Origin of the sequence: Acetobacterium sp. KB-1 (assembly GCF_003260995.1) — a bacterium.
GTDB lineage: Bacteria > Bacillota > Clostridia > Eubacteriales > Eubacteriaceae > Acetobacterium > Acetobacterium carbinolicum.
The window spans coordinates 1,905,145-1,921,331 of record NZ_CP030040.1; the positions used below are offsets into that span (position 1 = coordinate 1,905,145).

Consider the following 16,187-nt stretch of genomic DNA (forward strand, 5'->3'; position numbering starts at 1 on the left):
TGCGATTTTAAAAGATTCCCAATATTTCGCTTTAATCCGTTAAAAGAGCGTAAAATCGCTATTTGCAACTTTACACTCCTGATTCAATGCCACTATTATCTTAATATGGAGCGGAAGACGAGATTCGAACTCGCGACCCCCGGCTTGGGAAGCCAGTGCTCTACCACTGAGCCACTTCCGCAACGGTACTATTATAACAATTAATTCATCATTCTGCAAGCATTTTGTTCTTGCAATTCAATTTTCATTAGTGTTCCATCCTCCAGCTAAAAGGTTTTATTGCTACATCATTTTAGTTGATATGACATTTCTAGGTTTTTCAGCTTCTGATTTCTTATCCCAGGGCAAGATATCACCTTCATCTTTGAGATAATCAAGGATTTCCCAAATACCTTCACCAGTATAAGAGCTTACTCTAAAAATCGTATCACATCCAGCTAATTCCAGCCAACTCACTGCCTGTTCCACATCAGCGCCAGAGGCATCAATCTGAGTAACCACACCAATACAGGGTCGATTTGCAACGGGAGTAATACATGGCGGATAAAGCGAATAAGGCTCCGTTGCATTAATTAAAAGAGCTACCACATCCGCCTCATAAGAATACAAGGCTAATGCTCTAGCTAAACCTTTCGTTTCTGCATATTCCCCTGGGGTATCAATCACTACATCATAATGATTGACATACTGGGTTTTTTCGTAACGAATCTCTTTTCCTTTTAAGGCTTGTCGTAATGTTGTTTTTCCACATTCACTTCGACCGACTAATATCATTTTTTTCATGTTATGCCTTCACTCTCAGGTTTTTGTAATCTCACAAATTGTAAATTTCAAGGTGTTTTGCAAATAAGTTAAAATCGTTGTGATCGCAGACTCCACCTCTGATATTCTCCCGGTAAACATCAGCGTACCACTGAATCGATCAATAAACCCCAAATCAATAACCGATGTTTTTATAGCTAAATCTCCAGCAATCACCGATATTTCTGATGGTGTCATACTCAGTATCCCGATCGCTGCTTTCTGATAATCAACACTGGGATTCAAGCCCAGTTTTTTATAAACAATTTCATCTGGGCTGGCAATGATATGAGCTAATGTTACTTGCTTACCGGGAACTGTTTCTTGAATAATCCTTAGTTTTCCGTCATTCATATTTAAAATATTTTCCATTAAAATGCCTCCTTTTCTTGATGTCTTTATATTCATTTAGTATTACCGAGTAATTATATCACTTTAAGAAGAAATTAAAATGGAATCGTCTAATTTTTAACTGTATTTTTTCTATAATATCATGGAATATTTCAGCCTTTTTATGCTTGCTAATTCAAAAAAGCAAAAAAACCGCATCATCTGCGGCTAAATTTAGAAATTGGTGACCCATGGGCGACTTGAACGCCCGACACCCTGATTAAAAGTCAGATGCTCTACCAACTGAGCTAATGGGTCATGCTATAATTTACTTTTTGTCTGTCTCCAAACGATTATGAATACTCCCGTTTGCCTAACTAAGTGATTCACACCAAATCAAAGATTTGGGTTCTCTACTTGGCAACTGAGCTAATGGGTATTTAGAGGAGCGTATTTTATTCGAAAACTCTTCTCATCCTAATTGGATGAGTTTTCAATTAAAATGCGTTAGCTTTATCACTGTTGTCTCGCTATGCTCGCCTGCCGACCAATTTCAGGTATGAAATTGGGATAAAGCGTTGGTGGGAGAAGATGGATTCGAACCATCGTAGACGTTGTCAACGGATTTACAGTCCGCCCCCTTTAGCCACTCGGGCATTCTCCCAGATGTTTAAATAATTCTTGACATAAAAATGGAGCTGATGAACGGACTCGAACCGTTAACCTGCTGATTACAAATCAGCTGCTCTGCCAATTGAGCCACATCAGCTTAATCATAAAAATGGAGCTGATGAACGGACTCGAACCGTTAACCTGCTGATTACAAATCAGCTGCTCTGCCAATTGAGCCACATCAGCTTAATCATAAAAATGGAGCTGATGAACGGACTCGAACCGTTAACCTGCTGATTACAAATCAGCTGCTCTGCCAATTGAGCCACATCAGCTTAATGATAAAATATTGACACATATAAATTACGTTGCTTTAAGTCACAGCCAATCAACTCAGCGATTCATTCAAAAATGTTCACTCACTACGTTCATGCATTTTTGGTTCTCTGTTTAAATGGCGACCTGGAAGAGACTCGAACTCTCGACCTCCAGCGTGACAGGCTGGCATTCTAACCAACTGAACTACCAGGCCGCGTGAATATGATGGCGACCTGGAAGAGACTCGAACTCTCGACCTCCAGCGTGACAGGCTGGCATTCTAACCAACTGAACTACCAGGCCGCGTGAATATGATGGCGACCTGGAAGAGACTCGAACTCTCGACCTCCAGCGTGACAGGCTGGCATTCTAACCAACTGAACTACCAGGCCGCGTGAATATGAAATTGGTGACCCCTAGGAGACTCGAACTCCTGTTACCGCCGTGAAAGGGCGGTGTCTTAACCGCTTGACCAAGGGGCCGTAATAAATGCGGATATGAATCATTATGGTTCACACCCGCTTGATGTCTTAATGGCTCCCCAGGCTGGATTTGAACCAGCAACCTATCGGTTAACAGCCGAGTGCTCCACCGTTGAGCTACTGAGGATTATTTAAAATCCCGCAAYGTCCTATCCTCCCAGGCAGTTGCCCACCAAGTACTTTCGGCGCTGGAAGACTTTACTTCTGTGTTCGGTATGGGAACAGGTGTRGCCCTTCCGCCATCATTACGGAACTAGTTAGACTAGTTWNAAACTATTTAATTATAATTGCANNTWTATSAATTKYTTTYYRGTGATCRTNNCGATCACTSGAAACAGCAYAGTGTATAAAATCTTGGATCAAGACCTCGGTCGATTAGTACTGGTCAGCTCCATATGTTGCCATACTTCCACATCCAGCCTATCTACCTGATCGTCTATCAGGGACCTTAACCTTTCGGTGAGATATCTTATCTTGAAGGGGGCTTCGTGCTTAGATGCCTTCAGCACTTATCCTTTCCAAACTTAGCTACCCAGCTATGCTCCTGGCGGAACAACTGGTGCACCAGTGGTTTGTCCGTTCCGGTCCTCTCGTACTAGGAACAGCTCTTCTCAAATATCTAACGCCCACGACGGATAGGGACCGAACTGTCTCACGACGTTCTGAACCCAGCTCGCGTGCCTCTTTAATGGGCGAACAGCCCAACCCTTGGGACCTGCTTCAGCCCCAGGATGAGACGAGCCGACATCGAGGTGCCAAACCTCCCCGTCGATGTGGACTCTTGGGGGAGATAAGCCTGTTATCCCCGAGGTAGCTTTTATCCGTTGAGCGATGGCCCTTCCACTCGGAACCACCGGATCACTAAGCCCGACTTTCGTCTCTGCTCGAGATGTCTCTCTCGCAGTCAATCACCTTTTTGCCTTTGCACTCTAAGAGATGGTTTCCAACCATCCTGAAGGTAACTTTGGGCGCCTCCGATACTTTTTAGGAGGCGACCGCCCCAGTCAAACTGCCCGTCTGACACTGTCCGATGACCGGATTACGGCCACTCGTTAGAATTCCAATCGTACAAGGGTGGTATCCCAAGGGCAACTCCTTCGAAACTAGCGTCCCAAATTCTTTGTCTCCCACCTATCCTGTACGTGCACGATCAAAACTCAATGCCAGATTGCAGTAAAGCTCTACGGGGTCTTTCCGTCCTGTCGCGGGTAACTCGCATCTTCACGAGTACTACAATTTCACCGGGTGTGTTGTCGAGACAGCGCTCAAATCGTTACGCCTTTCGTGCGGGTCAGAACTTACCTGACAAGGAATTTCGCTACCTTAGGACCGTTATAGTTACGGCCGCCGTTTACTGGGGCTTAAATTTGCACCTTCGCTTGCGCTAAGCACTCCTCTTAACCTTCCAGCACCGGGCAGGCGTCAGCCCCTATACATCATCTTTCGATTTAGCAGAGACCTATGTTTTTGCTAAACAGTCGCTTGAGCCTCTTCTCTGCGGCCCCCATAAGGGGGCACTCCTTCTCCCGAAGTTACGGAGTCATTTTGCCGAGTTCCTTAACAACACTTCTCCCGCTCATCTTAGGATTCTCTCCTCGCCTACCTGTGTCGGTTTACGGTACGGGCACCTTCTCTCTCAATAGAAGCTTTTCTTGACAGCGTGAAATCAGCGACTTCCCTACTTATTTTTCGTTCCCCGTCACGCCTTGGCCTTATGAGTAAGGGGATTTGCCTCCCTACTCAGCCTTGACGCTTGGCCCAGCTTTTCCAACCGCTGGGTTCGCTTATCCTTCTGTGTCACTCCATCTCTCAAACAATTAAAGGTGGTACAGGAATTTCAACCTGTTGTCCATCGCCTACGCTGCTCGCCTCGGCTTAGGCCCCGACTTACCCTGAGCGGACGAACCTTCCTCAGGAAACCTTGGGCTTTCGATGGTGAAGATTCTCACTTCACTTTCGCTACTCATGCCAACATTCTCTCTTGTCTTGTGTCCACCAAACCTTACAGTTTCGCTTCGCCCTCAAGACATTGCTCCCCTACCACTATGGTAGTACCATAATCCATCGCTTCGGTGCCAGATTTTAGCCCCGTTCATCTTCGGCGCACAACCACTCGACCAGTGAGCTATTACGCACTCTTTAAATGTGTGGCTGCTTCTAAGCCAACATCCTGGTTGTTTGTGCAGTTGCACATCCTTTCCCACTTAATCTGGACTTGGGGACCTTAGCGGATGGTCTGGGCTGTTTCCCTTTTGACTATGAGACTTATCTCACACAGTCTGACTGCCGTATATAAGTGBATGGCATTCGGAGTTTGATAAGGTTCAGTAAKCTTTACGMCCCCTAGCCTATTCAGTGCTCTACCTCCATCACTCTCTCTACAACGCTAGCCCTAAAGCTATTTCGGGGAGAACCAGCTATCTCCGTGTTCGATTGGAATTTCACCCCTATCCACAACTCATCCAAGCCTTTTTCAACAGACACTGGTTCGGACCTCCACTTGGTTTTACCCAAGCTTCATCCTGGTCATGGATAGATCACACGGTTTCGGGTCTACAGCATGCAACTAGTCGCCCTATTCAGACTCGGTTTCCCTACGGCTCCGTACCTGAAGTACTTAACCTTGCTACATACCGTAACTCGTTGGCCCGTTCTACAAAAAGCACGCAGTCACGTTAGCTCCTGCTGCTTGTAAGCACAGGGTTTCAGTTTCTATTTCACTCCCCTTCCGGGGTTCTTTTCACCTTTCCCTCACGGTACTTTCCGCTATCGGTCAATCAGTAGTATTTAGCCTTGGGGGGTGGGCCCCCCATCTTCCCACAGGGTTACACGTGTCCCGTGGTACTCGTCGATTACCCGTCCATACTATTTTCGTCTACGGGGATCTCACCCTCTGCGTCCGACCTTCCCATGTCGTTCAACTAATAATACAGCCTTGATGTAATCAGGGCTCTTCCTCGTTCGCTCGCCGCTACTAAAGGAATCGATGTTTCTTTCTTTTCCTCTGGGTACTAAGATGTTTCAGTTCCCCAGGTTCCCTCCATAACGCTATGTATTCACGTCACAGTGACTGGTCTTCTACCAGCCGGGTTTCCCCATTCGGATATCTACGCTTTATCGGTTATGTGCACCTACACGTAGCTTTTCGCAGCTTGTCGCGTCCTTCTTCGGCTCTGATTGCCAAGGCATTCACCCTGTGCTCTTTTCTTCTTGATCCTRACGTTTTTACCCAAATTTGTTAAAATTTGGTAAGTCACTAAGCGTTAGCGTGTGACTGATGTAAAAACTAACGCATTTTTCGGCAAAATTCTTCCTTAACTGAATAAGGAATATTGGCGAAAAATACGATCCTAAAATTACGTTTTCGTGTTAAGAAATTGTATTTCAATTTTTTTTTATACACTATGCTGTTTTCAATGATCGACGCTTTTACCCGAATTGAATCAATCCGGTCCTTGCCATGTGTTTGCATGGGGCTGGTGTAATCGCAATTTTTGATGGTGGGCTTGGGAGGACTTGAACCTCCGACCTCACGCTTATCAGGCGTGCGCTCTAACCACCTGAGCTACAAGCCCATGCGTTTGTTTTAAAAATTGGTGGAGATGAGGAGACTTGAACTCCTGACCCCCTGCTTGCAAGGCAGGTGCTCTCCCAACTGAGCTACACCCCCCCAACATTAAAACGTATTAAGTTTATGCTGATTGCTTSTGTCTTGTATAACCAAATGGTCATACAAAAGAAAATAGTACCATGACTTCCTGTATTCCCTAGAAAGGAGGTGATCCAGCCGCACCTTCCGATACGGCTACCTTGTTACGACTTCACCCCAATTACTGACCCCACCTTCGGCAGCTGGTTCCTTACGGTTACCTCACTGACTTCGGGTGTTGCCAACTCTCGTGGTGTGACGGGCGGTGTGTACAAGACCCGGGAACGCATTCACCGCAGCATTCTGATCTGCGATTACTAGCAACTCCAACTTCATGCAGGCGAGTTGCAGCCTGCAATCCGAACTGAGATCTGTTTTAAGGGATTAGCTTCACCTCGCGGTTTCGCAGCCCTCTGTTCAGACCATTGTAGCACGTGTGTAGCCCAGGTCATAAGGGGCATGATGATTTGACGTCGTCCCCACCTTCCTCCGTGTTATCCACGGCAGTCTGCTTAGAGTGCCCAACTAAATGATGGCAACTAACCACAGGGGTTGCGCTCGTTGCGGGACTTAACCCAACATCTCACGACACGAGCTGACGACAACCATGCACCACCTGTCTCTCTGTYCCCGAAGGRAAAGYCYRATCTCTYRGRTKGTCAGAGGATGTCAAGACCTGGTAAGGTTCTTCGCGTTGCTTCGAATTAAACCACATGCTCCGCTGCTTGTGCGGGTCCCCGTCAATTCCTTTGAGTTTCAACCTTGCGGTCGTACTCCCCAGGCGGAGTGCTTATTGCGTTAGCTGCGGCACTGAGTCTCCCCAACACCTAGCACTCATCGTTTACGGCGTGGACTACCAGGGTATCTAATCCTGTTTGCTCCCCACGCTTTCGCACCTCAGCGTCAGTATTTGTCCAGCAAGCCGCCTTCGCCACCGGTGTTCCTCCTAATATCTACGCATTTCACCGCTACACTAGGAATTCCACTTGCCTCTCCAATACTCAAGTCTTTCAGTTTCAAATGCATGTCACCGGTTGAGCCGGTACCTTTCACATCTGACTTAAAAAACCGCCTGCGTGCCCTTTACGCCCAGTAAATCCGGACAACGCTTGTCCCCTACGTATTACCGCGGCTGCTGGCACGTAGTTAGCCGGGACTTTCTTCTTGGGTACCGTCTTTTTTTCTTCCCCAATAACAGAGCTTTACGATCCGAAAACCTTCTTCACTCACGCGGTATTGCTGCGTCAGGGTTTCCCCCATTGCGCAATATTCCCCACTGCTGCCTCCCGTAGGAGTCTGGACCGTGTCTCAGTTCCAGTGTGACCGTTCGCCCTCTCAGACCGGTTACCCATCGTCGCCTTGGTGAGCTGTTATCTCACCAACTAGCTAATGGGACGCGGGTCCATCCTATGGCACCGGAGCGTTTAATACATCTGCCATGCGACAAATATATCTTATAAGGCATTACTCCCAGTTTCCCGAGGCTATTCCTTTCCATAGGGTAGGTTACCCACGCGTTACTCACCCGTTCGCCACTTTCTAAAAGATCCGTGCAAGCACTTCTCTTTTGTCTCGTTCGACTTGCATGTGTTAAGCATACCGCCAGCGTTCGTCCTGAGCCAGGATCAAACTCTCAATAAAAGTTTGTATTTAAAGCCGTTAGGCTTAAAATGCTGTCTCATGAATAACTGTATTTTATACTCTACCGAGTGCACTTTATCCTCTGCCGAGTTAATGTTTTAAAGAGTACATCTCTCTGTTTCTATTTTAGCCTCATTCATCCTTGCGGATGTTTCGGCTGTTTTACAGGTTTTATGGTACTATTCTCTTTTCTATGACCGCTGCATCTCAGGTGATTTTTAATCATTCCCCACCGAAGAAGCTTTTCTATTGTATCGTCGTTTCTCTTAGTTGTCAAGCTGTTTTTTGAAATTCTTTTAAGTTGTGTTCTATGTTGCTCTGTTTTCGCTGTCGCCGTTTTTGACGACCTTGTTAGTATAAATATTTTCCAACTCTTTGTCAACTGGTTTTTGCAAAAACGTCACATCTTTTTTACTGCCGGTAAAACACTCTTTCCATCCTAAACATCCTGACCAATTTATCACCATCAGTAAGGTTAACAAACGATCCAAATAATATGAAGATCAGTCCAATCCCGATATTTAATGTAATGGCTTCACCCAGAATAACGAATGCAAAAATCGGTGCAACCATCGGTTTGATAAAGAATGCTACTGAAGCCGTGGATGGCCCGGCAATTTCGACCGTTTTCAGATAAAAGTAATAGCCGATCCCAGTCACACATACCCCCAGATAAAAAAGCAGCGGTGCGTTTTTCAGACTTACACCCTGAAAGACGGGTTGACCGCTAACAAACAATATGACCAATAATACCCCCGAGCCCATCAAAAAACTAAAACTGTTTTGAGCTACACCGCCGATTTTACCAATCTTTTTTTTACCATAGGCGGTATACAACCCAAAGGCAATAGCTGCCACCAGGGTCAATAACAAAAACCAGATATTACTTTCGCCGGAGACGAGTTTTTGAGGATTCATCACAATAATCAACCCGATTATACTAATGGTAAGCGCAATGGCCTTTTTTTTCGTGAATTTTTCATGAACAATAAAGTGAGCAAAGACCATGGTAAATACCGGATTGATCGAAAAAATCAATGCCGCCAAGCTTGCGTTAATGCCCATTAAACCGATTTGGAAAAGCACCATACTAAAGCAGATGCAGATTAATCCCAGTATAAAAAGATAACCCAGGTCGCTTTTGCTCAGCTTTATCTTTCTTTTCCTGATATCGCCAATTGCAAAAGGCAACAAAAAAAGCCCTCCTATTAAGAAGCGGATAAAGGTCAGCTGAATTGGATTAAAGGTTGCTCCCCCAATTTTCAAGGCAACCTCCATCGATCCGAAAAGCATCCCGGTTAAAAAAACATAGATGTAGATTTTTTTCATTATTTCCTCTTTCCAGTTATAATTTTACACGGCTGGCACAGAACTTTGCACTTGTGCTGCATCGTCATCATTGTGAGAATACTAATCAGCAGTTTAGTAGACTTCCTTCTTTCCCCTTATATTGCCTTTAATAAACAGTAGTTGATTACCAACTCTACGGCAGACTCAACAATTCCCGCTGTCATCCCCCAAATCACATCATCTCGATAGGTATAAAAATTTATCTCATAAGTCCCTTTAACCCAAGGGTAATCTTTTCCACCGGGAATACACTCGTAGGGAAAATCGCCGGGTTGCTCGTGACTCAGATGATTGAGATACTTTTTAGGTTCATGTTCTTCAAAAAAACGCACTGCCACAGTAAAAACTTCGCTAACTTCTTCTCGACTGAAACTATACTTATAATCCCTAAGAATTGCAATAAAGGGATGAACAATAAAATTAAACGGCGATATGAAAACATCACCGGGTCCCAGTATTTCGATTTGCTGACGATCAACCAGCAGCTCTTCGATGGTTTCGCGAATTGCTGCTTCCAAAGGTGTTTCACCTTCTTCCAGCCGCCCCCCCGGAAAACAGATTTCTCCCGGCTGACGATTTAATGTCTCTGCGCGTTTTTCAAAAAGAAATGCCGGGCCTTCTTCGGTTTCTAATAAAACTACCAGAACCGCATACTGACTGAAATTTCTTTCACCAATCATTCCCGGTCGCCGCTTATAAAAATTATTTTGCTCCAATTTTTTTACCTCAACTCATCTACTTGAAATACCACACTGACAATTCTCTATTTGCATCGTTCTACGGACTCTATTCTAACATAGAATGACATCCTTGAAAATTAACAACCGTTAAATATTATGTTGTCAATTGCAGAAAAGACTTGCACTACCTAGAAGTTCTATGTATAATACGTTTATACCTAATAGATCTATGTATATAGGAGGTTCTTAATGAATGTATCAAAAGATTTAATTGCAGCCTCTACAACGCCCTTTATTTTATCGATATTAAAGGAGAACGACAGTTATGGCTACGCAATTATCAAAAAAGTTAAAGAATTAACCGGAGACGAGCTAGTCTGGTCCGAGGGGATGCTCTATCCGGTGCTCCATCGTCTTGAAGAAAAAAATTTTATTGTGTCTTATTGGAATAATTCAGATGGTGGACGGAAGCGAAAATACTATAAACTAAAAGAGGAAGGACTGATTGAACTGGAAGTACAAAAGAAACAATGGGATATTATCCATACCGCACTTTCGAAAACCTGGTTTGAAATTATGAACAAGGAGGACTGCTTGCCATGTTTGATTTAGAAAAAAACATCCGTGCTTGGAGTGACTGTCTGCGAAGTCAGGGACATTTTAAGGAAACGGACATTATCGAATTGGAAAGTCATCTGCACGATGAGATCGACGATCTGATCCACACCGGATTATCAGCGGAAGAGGCCTTTTTAATCAGTGTTAAACGTTTTGGCGATACCCATTCGGTTTCTCGGGAATATTCAAAAGTAAATACCGAAAACCTCTGGAAGCAATTGATGTTAGAACCCGAACCCACTGGGATTTCGAGCGAAAATCAGCGCTATATCGGGCTGATTATTCTCTTTTCTTTTTTGGCTGGTACTTTTTTCAAAATTCCCGAACTTTTAGGCTACAGTTTCAATGATCCTCAATATCAACTGTTTTATTTTAAAAATTTGAGTTTTTTCATCCTGCCATTAATTGCTCTGTTTTTTCTGTATAAAAATAAAGCCAATTTAAAAACGATTGCCGTGATTCTAGGCATTTTTGCCGGTGCGGCCATCCTGATCAACCTTTATCCTTCGCATTCGCCGAATAATACCGAATTATTGACCGCCCTACATCTGCCACTATTTTTGTGGCTAATCACCGGAGTTGCCTATATCGGTTCGGATTGGCGCAGTAGCCAGGGACGGATGAATTTCATTCGGTTTACCGGTGAATCCGTGATTTACGGCACCCTTATTTTCTGTGGTCTCATCGTTTTAGCGATGTTTACCCAGGCGATTTTTTTCGCTATTCAAATTGATGCCAGTTGGTTTATACAAAATTATTTAATTGTTTATGGCGCCGCAGCAGTGGCCATGATTACTGTCTATCTGGTCGAGACCAAGAAAAGCGTGGTCGAGAATTTTGCTCCGATTCTGGCCAAAATATTCAGTCCGCTTTTCCTGATCATTATGATTGTTTTCCTGCTGGTCCTGGTCGTATCCGGGAGCAGCCCTTTTATGGAAAGAGATTATCTGATCGCCTTTGACTTTATGCTGGCATTGGTTCTCGGCCTGGTTCTTTACACCATTTCGGCCCGAAATCCCTATGCTAAAAACAGGCTTTTTGATTATCTGAATATGGCTCTGATTGTTGCGGCAATGATTATCGATGCGATAGCCTTATCAGCCATCCTGATTCGATTATCCACCTTTGGGATAACACCGAATAAACTAGCTGCACTGGGAGAAAATTTAATTCTACTCGTTAATCTGGGAGGACTGGCCTGGTTGTATGGCCGCTTTTTTCTAAAAAAAATAGATTTTATTAAAATCGAAAACTGGCAGACCACCTATCTTTACATTTTTGCGATCTGGTTAGCTGTCGTTGCCTTTATTTTCCCGATTATTTTTGGTTTTAATTAATAATACCAGCAAACCAAATCGTTGGATTTATTTCTCAATCAAAAATGACCAGTCTGCCCGAATGGGTAACTGGTCATTTTAACTTCAAATTTGTTTTTTAATTTTTCTTAATCAACCGGATCAAACCCGCAATTGCAGACGAGATACCAATTTAGATTTCTGCTGAACTGGATCAGCTAAGCCTTTTTAAGATTTATTTTAGGACATCCAGTCCTGCTTGAGCGACGGTCATGTCTTCAGCCACGCTTCCGCCGCTGACTCCGATCCCGCCAATGATTTTTCCATCTTCAACAATTGGGAAACCACCCCCAAATACCACCATTCTACCTTTGTCACAAGATGCAATCCCAAAAAGCTGACCCGATTCTTTGGCAAGATCTGCCGCTGTATCAGTGCTCATTTTAAGGGCTACTGCTGTATAAGCTTTATTGGTAGCAATATCCATGCTGGCTAACAATGAATCTTCCATCCGGTTAAATAACACCATATTTCCACCCGCATCACAAATCACGATCACCATCGGCACATCAATTTGGATAGCTTTCTCAGCAGCCGCTTCTGCCATTTTTTTGGCCATTTCTAATAATTTCCCTGTTTTAGTCATTTTTTCCTCCACTTTCTTAGTTAAACATCCATTTTTACATTTCGCTTTTCTGATTCAATTCAAGTATATTTATTTATACCCATATCAACAGTTTTTAATCAGCAGTTTATTTCTAAATGAATGCTTAACCTAAATGTATCGCAATTTTTATGCCAATTCAAAAGACAATTTTTTATCCTATTTTCGATGCTTTTCGTCCTGCGATGCTTAATTTTTAAGCATTTTCGTGTTCTTTTTTCTAACATATGATCATATTTTAAACATCACTTTATGATATTCATTTCCGATGCAGCACGACTTTTGGACAGCCTTCAAACGCTTTCTCACTGATTTCTTCAATGGTAGCGGGTAAATAGACGTCCGTTAAATTAACACAATCTTTGAATGCCCAGGCCAGTATCTTTTTTGTTCCTTCATTAATTTTTACCGTTTTTAATTGCATACACTCGTTAAATGTAAAAGCCGCGATCCGCTCCACTGTTCCCGGTATATCAATTTCTTCAATACCGCATCGGGTCATGGCATATTGCCAGAAATCTTTGAGCTTGGCAGGAAGCTTGACAAATTTCAGATTTTCGCACCCGTCAAAAACGAAACCGCCAATCTCAATGACGGTATCGGGAAATTCTACCCGTACCAATTCTTTGTGCCCTTTAAAGATGTCATCACCAACAATTAGAATATCTCGATCAGTAGGAATGATGGCTTCTTCCCCAGATCCTTTTCCTTCCATCAGGCACATCCCAAAATCCTGTGTTTTATAATAATATTCGTACATTAACTTTTCCCCTCTTCATTTGCTTTAAATTGTCGTTCTCCGCCCAAAATCAAAATAAACCATTAATCAGCTAGCGGATAACGCACATTGGCTTTCATTTGTGAGTATAGCATAAAAAGGTTTTAAAAAAACACCCTTAATCGGATTCGCACATGCCTAAATTTCACTGTTGATAAAATTGGTATTGACAAAAAAGCAACCCGGCCTTACAATAGTAACATAGTTAGTTAGTCGACCAACTAACTAACATTCACGAAAGGGGGTAACCCTTTGCAAATAAATTTCGACGATGAACGACCGATTTTTGTTCAAATTGCCGATGGCATTGAAGACGCCATCTTAACTGGAGCATTTGCGGAAAGCGGTCAGATTCCATCCATAACTGAATTATCGGTCAGTTATAAAATCAATCCAGCCACGGCCCTTAAGGGCATCTCAATTCTGGTTGACGAGGGCATTATTTTTAAGAAGCGGGGTGTTGGCATGTTTGTCGCTCCCGGTGCGGTTTCAAAACTGCGGGACAAACGCAAAGAATTATTTTTCGATCATTATATTAAAAAACTCATCGAGGAAGCAAAAAAATTAGGTATCACCAATGAAGAAATATTGGGAATGGTAGAAAGAGGTTATCAGGAATGAACGGAATAGAAATAAATGATGTGACAAAAACATTTGGGGATACGTTAGCTTTAAATCAGGTAAACCTGACTTTTGAGCCCCACAAAATATATGGATTATTGGGTCGAAACGGTGCCGGAAAATCGACACTACTCAATATTATCACCAATCGTCTCTTTGCCGACAGCGGCACTATTACCATTGATGGTCTAGCTGGCTCCGAAAATGATCAGATCCAAGGCCTGATTTATTTGATGTCCGAAAAAAATCTGTATCCCGAGAGCATGACCTGTAACGAAGCATTCAAGTGGACGAAACAATTTTTCAAGGATTTTGATTTGGACTATGCGCACAACTTAGCCACGCAATTTAAACTAAATACCAAGAAAAAAATCCGGTCATTGTCGACTGGTTACACGTCTATTTTTAAAATCATCATCGCCCTTTCTGTCAATACCCCCTATGTCTTGTTTGACGAACCGGTATTAGGACTCGACGCCAATCATCGGGAACTATTTTATCGATTGTTAATAAAAAAGTATAGCGATAATGCGTTCACTGCTATCATTTCCACCCATTTAATCGAAGAAATTGCTAATCTGCTTGAGTATGTCATGATTATCAAAAACGGTGAAATATTGGTGAACGAATCCTGCGAAACCTTACTAAGCAAAGGATATTCCGTAGCCGGCACAATCAAGCAAGTCGATACCTTCATTGCCGACAAGGAAGTTATTGGCGAAGATGTTCTGGGCGGATTAAAAACCGCCACTATTATCGGTTCAATCAATAAGAGCACGTTGCCTGATGGCATTGAAATTACCAGTCTGGATTTGCAAAAATTATTCATTAAATTAACCAACGAGGAGCAAAGCAATGAAACTACATACAATTTATAAATATCAGCTTTTAGATCACCGAAATGCTGTCTTAATCTTCTGTGCGGTCATCCTTGCCGTGATGGCGCTTGTTCCCATTCAAGTCACCTTTTCCAACACTTTATCGACCTCTTATGAATCCACCCGAATAACGGGCATCGATATGGCTCCCGCCGTATTTCTTTTCATTTGCGGGCTGAGCGCTTTTAAGGAGAACTTTCTGTTTGCCCTGCAAAACGGTGTCTCCCGAAAATCTTTATTTGTAAATCGGAATTACGTCGCAGTAACATTAGCGGTTGTGATGGCACTGTTTTCACTGCTATTATTGGCGCTCGGAAAATTAATCGAATCGCCAGCAAGTGGCATCGCGTATTCTGGCTTGTTGAGCATGATCTATCAATCCACTGGTACCGCTTCATTTAGTGGTCTATTGGAATATCTTGTCAGTTTTCTTTTTCTGACGGTTCTATTTATTGCCGCTCAAGCACTTGGTTATTTCATTACCGTAACACTCTATCGCATGAATAAAAAACTAAAAATTAGTTCCATCGTTGGTTTTTATATTGTTATCTTTGTGGTTTTACCCATCATTGATATGTTCTTATCCGGTCGGATTTCAACCATCCTACTAAGTTTTTTAGACGTGTCTATGGGTATTTCTGCCCATAACCCCTTTATCGGAATGTTCTCGTTGATCATCTTAAGTATTATCGTAAGTGGATTTACCTGGGTACTTTTAAAAAACGCCGGGGTAAAAAATTAATCTAAGAATATAGCCGTGACTGACCTTTTTGTCTGGGACCATCACGGCTACTTTTTTTATCTTTTTCGTTTGGTTCTTATTTCTAAAAACACGCTTTCCACGCTGGCAGTTGACGCATCATATTCTCCACCGCCTTTTCTGCGACAGCTTCGTCAAGTCCCTGGGTTTTGATGGTGAAATTAATTAGGCTCTGCTTCTTTTCTTCAAAAGATTGCATCGAACCATCTTCCTTTGCACAATAGACACAGTACGCCTTACTGGTGTCGCCCATGGCAAAGTCGCTTTCTTTCTTCATTGGCATTCCGCATGCTATACATGTTTTCATCTTTTTACCTCCTTGAATCATTTAATATCGATAATTACCTGCCATTAACAATAATCAGTCATTCCCAATCGATTGCCGAATAAATCTTCAAATTCAACCGCATTACCCGTTCCAATTTGAAACGGCTTACTTATAAAACTAACCCCATTATTGTGAAGCCGTTCGTACTCATCATTGACATTATCCACAACAAACCAGATCGTCGGTTTTGCATCCGGGAATTTATTCTTTTCCTTTAAAATAATCGCCGGTTCTTCATCACCAACATTAAATGCCGCCATGCCCTTGTCTGAAAAATCAAACTTTAATTTCAAACCTAACACATTAGAACAATAGTTTTTTGCTTCTTCCAAATCATCGACAGGCAGAAAAAAATTATCATAAGCTTTCATATCATTGATTC

General features: G+C 42.9%; 13 protein-coding genes, 13 tRNA genes and 3 rRNA genes. 5 read left to right on the forward strand and 24 right to left on the reverse strand.

The window, feature by feature from the left end; genetic code table 11:
- Positions 1-106 precede the first annotated feature (106 nt).
- The 20 genes from DOZ58_RS08860 to DOZ58_RS08955 form a co-directional block, all read right to left on the reverse strand.
- Positions 107-181: transfer RNA gene (locus tag DOZ58_RS08860), tRNA-Gly, on the reverse strand.
- 101 nt (positions 182-282) lie between these two features.
- A complete protein-coding gene (locus tag DOZ58_RS08865) occupies positions 283-783 on the reverse strand; it encodes a EutP/PduV family microcompartment system protein (RefSeq protein ID WP_111887971.1) in 501 nt (166 codons plus the stop codon).
- A gap of 15 nt (positions 784-798) precedes the next feature.
- Positions 799-1,173: a BMC domain-containing protein gene (locus DOZ58_RS08870; protein WP_111887972.1), complete on the reverse strand. Its 375-nt coding sequence runs from the start codon at positions 1,171-1,173 to the stop codon at positions 799-801.
- A 200-nt stretch (positions 1,174-1,373) separates the two neighbouring features.
- Positions 1,374-1,449: transfer RNA gene (locus DOZ58_RS08875), tRNA-Lys, on the reverse strand.
- Between the two features lie 261 nt (positions 1,450-1,710).
- A tRNA-Tyr gene (locus DOZ58_RS08880) sits at positions 1,711-1,795 on the reverse strand.
- 29 nt (positions 1,796-1,824) lie between these two features.
- Positions 1,825-1,900 (reverse strand) — tRNA-Thr (locus DOZ58_RS08885).
- Positions 1,901-1,913: 13 nt separating this feature from the next.
- Positions 1,914-1,989, reverse strand: a tRNA-Thr gene (locus DOZ58_RS08890).
- Between the two features lie 13 nt (positions 1,990-2,002).
- Positions 2,003-2,078, reverse strand: a tRNA-Thr gene (locus DOZ58_RS08895).
- A 120-nt stretch (positions 2,079-2,198) separates the two neighbouring features.
- Positions 2,199-2,275 (reverse strand) — tRNA-Asp (locus tag DOZ58_RS08900).
- Between the two features lie 12 nt (positions 2,276-2,287).
- A tRNA-Asp gene (locus tag DOZ58_RS08905) sits at positions 2,288-2,364 on the reverse strand.
- 12 nt (positions 2,365-2,376) lie between these two features.
- A tRNA-Asp gene (locus DOZ58_RS08910) sits at positions 2,377-2,453 on the reverse strand.
- A gap of 15 nt (positions 2,454-2,468) precedes the next feature.
- Positions 2,469-2,543, reverse strand: a tRNA-Glu gene (locus DOZ58_RS08915).
- 52 nt (positions 2,544-2,595) lie between these two features.
- Positions 2,596-2,670, reverse strand: a tRNA-Asn gene (locus tag DOZ58_RS08920).
- 9 nt (positions 2,671-2,679) lie between these two features.
- A 5S ribosomal RNA gene (gene rrf / locus DOZ58_RS08925) occupies positions 2,680-2,796 on the reverse strand.
- 102 nt (positions 2,797-2,898) lie between these two features.
- Positions 2,899-5,759, reverse strand: a 23S ribosomal RNA gene (locus tag DOZ58_RS08930).
- Positions 5,760-6,041: 282 nt separating this feature from the next.
- Positions 6,042-6,118 (reverse strand) — tRNA-Ile (locus DOZ58_RS08935).
- A gap of 19 nt (positions 6,119-6,137) precedes the next feature.
- Positions 6,138-6,213, reverse strand: a tRNA-Ala gene (locus DOZ58_RS08940).
- Positions 6,214-6,314: 101 nt separating this feature from the next.
- A 16S ribosomal RNA gene (locus DOZ58_RS08945) occupies positions 6,315-7,833 on the reverse strand.
- Together the 16S, 23S and 5S rRNA genes with 12 tRNA genes alongside form the textbook arrangement of a ribosomal RNA operon.
- Positions 7,834-8,244: 411 nt before the next feature.
- On the reverse strand, positions 8,245-9,162 hold the full coding sequence (locus DOZ58_RS08950) for a DMT family transporter (RefSeq protein WP_111887973.1): 918 nt from the start codon (positions 9,160-9,162) through the stop codon (positions 8,245-8,247).
- Positions 9,163-9,278: 116 nt separating this feature from the next.
- Positions 9,279-9,863 (reverse strand): CoA pyrophosphatase, encoded by a 585-nt coding sequence (locus tag DOZ58_RS08955; RefSeq protein ID WP_242988650.1) that lies wholly within the window; start codon positions 9,861-9,863, stop codon positions 9,279-9,281.
- A gap of 249 nt (positions 9,864-10,112) precedes the next feature.
- Between DOZ58_RS08955 and DOZ58_RS08960 the strand changes: the two genes are divergently transcribed.
- On the forward strand, positions 10,113-10,475 hold the full coding sequence (locus DOZ58_RS08960) for a PadR family transcriptional regulator (protein WP_111887975.1): 363 nt from the start codon (positions 10,113-10,115) through the stop codon (positions 10,473-10,475).
- Entirely contained in the window at positions 10,463-11,818 is a 1,356-nt protein-coding gene (locus DOZ58_RS08965; RefSeq protein ID WP_111887976.1) for a permease prefix domain 1-containing protein, read from the forward strand. The genes DOZ58_RS08960 and DOZ58_RS08965 overlap by 13 nt, the downstream gene beginning before the upstream one ends.
- A 193-nt stretch (positions 11,819-12,011) precedes the next feature.
- On the opposite strand, the gene DOZ58_RS08970 is transcribed toward DOZ58_RS08965, so the two are convergent.
- The gene (locus tag DOZ58_RS08970; RefSeq protein ID WP_111887977.1) at positions 12,012-12,422 is read right to left on the reverse strand and encodes a heme-binding protein; all 411 of its coding nucleotides are present in this window, start codon (positions 12,420-12,422) and stop codon (positions 12,012-12,014) included.
- A gap of 277 nt (positions 12,423-12,699) precedes the next feature.
- Positions 12,700-13,200: a leucine-rich repeat domain-containing protein gene (locus DOZ58_RS08975; protein ID WP_111887978.1), complete on the reverse strand. Its 501-nt coding sequence runs from the start codon at positions 13,198-13,200 to the stop codon at positions 12,700-12,702.
- Positions 13,201-13,470: 270 nt separating this feature from the next.
- Here DOZ58_RS08975 and DOZ58_RS08980 point away from each other — a divergent pair, with 270 nt between their 5' ends.
- Genes DOZ58_RS08980 through DOZ58_RS08990 form a run of 3 tightly spaced genes read left to right on the forward strand, consistent with a single transcriptional unit; the run spans position 13,471 to position 15,459 of the window.
- A complete protein-coding gene (locus tag DOZ58_RS08980) occupies positions 13,471-13,839 on the forward strand; it encodes a GntR family transcriptional regulator (RefSeq protein WP_111887979.1) in 369 nt (122 codons plus the stop codon).
- Positions 13,836-14,717: an ATP-binding cassette domain-containing protein gene (locus DOZ58_RS08985; RefSeq protein WP_111887980.1), complete on the forward strand. Its 882-nt coding sequence runs from the start codon at positions 13,836-13,838 to the stop codon at positions 14,715-14,717. The genes DOZ58_RS08980 and DOZ58_RS08985 overlap by 4 nt, the downstream gene beginning before the upstream one ends.
- Positions 14,695-15,459, forward strand: coding sequence for a hypothetical protein (locus tag DOZ58_RS08990; RefSeq protein ID WP_111887981.1), 765 nt, complete (start codon positions 14,695-14,697; stop codon positions 15,457-15,459). Before DOZ58_RS08985 ends, DOZ58_RS08990 begins: the two co-directional genes overlap by 23 nt.
- Before the next feature lie 82 nt (positions 15,460-15,541).
- Here the strand turns inward: DOZ58_RS08990 and DOZ58_RS08995 are convergent, their stop codons facing one another.
- Positions 15,542-15,784, reverse strand: a complete 243-nt coding sequence (locus DOZ58_RS08995; protein WP_111887982.1) for a zinc ribbon domain-containing protein — start codon at positions 15,782-15,784, stop codon at positions 15,542-15,544.
- A gap of 44 nt (positions 15,785-15,828) precedes the next feature.
- Positions 15,829-16,176 carry a VOC family protein gene (locus DOZ58_RS09000; protein WP_111889720.1) on the reverse strand — a complete coding sequence of 116 codons (348 nt, stop codon included), beginning with the start codon at positions 16,174-16,176 and terminating at the stop codon, positions 15,829-15,831.
- Positions 16,177-16,187: the final 11 nt, after the last annotated feature.

Bases quoted from the DNA above. Each gene is read 5' to 3' on its own strand.
- DOZ58_RS08990 (WP_111887981.1), top strand. From the start codon at position 14,695: ATGAAACTACATACAATTTATAAATATCAGCTTTTAGATCACCGAAAT.
- DOZ58_RS08950 (WP_111887973.1), bottom strand. From the start codon at position 9,162: ATGAAAAAAATCTACATCTATGTTTTTTTAACCGGGATGCTTTTCGGA.
- DOZ58_RS08870 (WP_111887972.1), bottom strand. From the start codon at position 1,173: ATGGAAAATATTTTAAATATGAATGACGGAAAACTAAGGATTATTCAA.
- DOZ58_RS08965 (WP_111887976.1), top strand. From the start codon at position 10,463: ATGTTTGATTTAGAAAAAAACATCCGTGCTTGGAGTGACTGTCTGCGA.
- DOZ58_RS08995 (WP_111887982.1), bottom strand. From the start codon at position 15,784: ATGAAAACATGTATAGCATGCGGAATGCCAATGAAGAAAGAAAGCGAC.
- DOZ58_RS08960 (WP_111887975.1), top strand. From the start codon at position 10,113: ATGAATGTATCAAAAGATTTAATTGCAGCCTCTACAACGCCCTTTATT.
- DOZ58_RS08985 (WP_111887980.1), top strand. From the start codon at position 13,836: ATGAACGGAATAGAAATAAATGATGTGACAAAAACATTTGGGGATACG.
- DOZ58_RS09000 (WP_111889720.1), bottom strand. From the start codon at position 16,176: ATGAAAGCTTATGATAATTTTTTTCTGCCTGTCGATGATTTGGAAGAA.
- DOZ58_RS08955 (WP_242988650.1), bottom strand. From the start codon at position 9,863: ATGATTGGTGAAAGAAATTTCAGTCAGTATGCGGTTCTGGTAGTTTTA.
- DOZ58_RS08970 (WP_111887977.1), bottom strand. From the start codon at position 12,422: ATGACTAAAACAGGGAAATTATTAGAAATGGCCAAAAAAATGGCAGAA.
- DOZ58_RS08865 (WP_111887971.1), bottom strand. From the start codon at position 783: ATGAAAAAAATGATATTAGTCGGTCGAAGTGAATGTGGAAAAACAACA.
- DOZ58_RS08975 (WP_111887978.1), bottom strand. From the start codon at position 13,200: ATGTACGAATATTATTATAAAACACAGGATTTTGGGATGTGCCTGATG.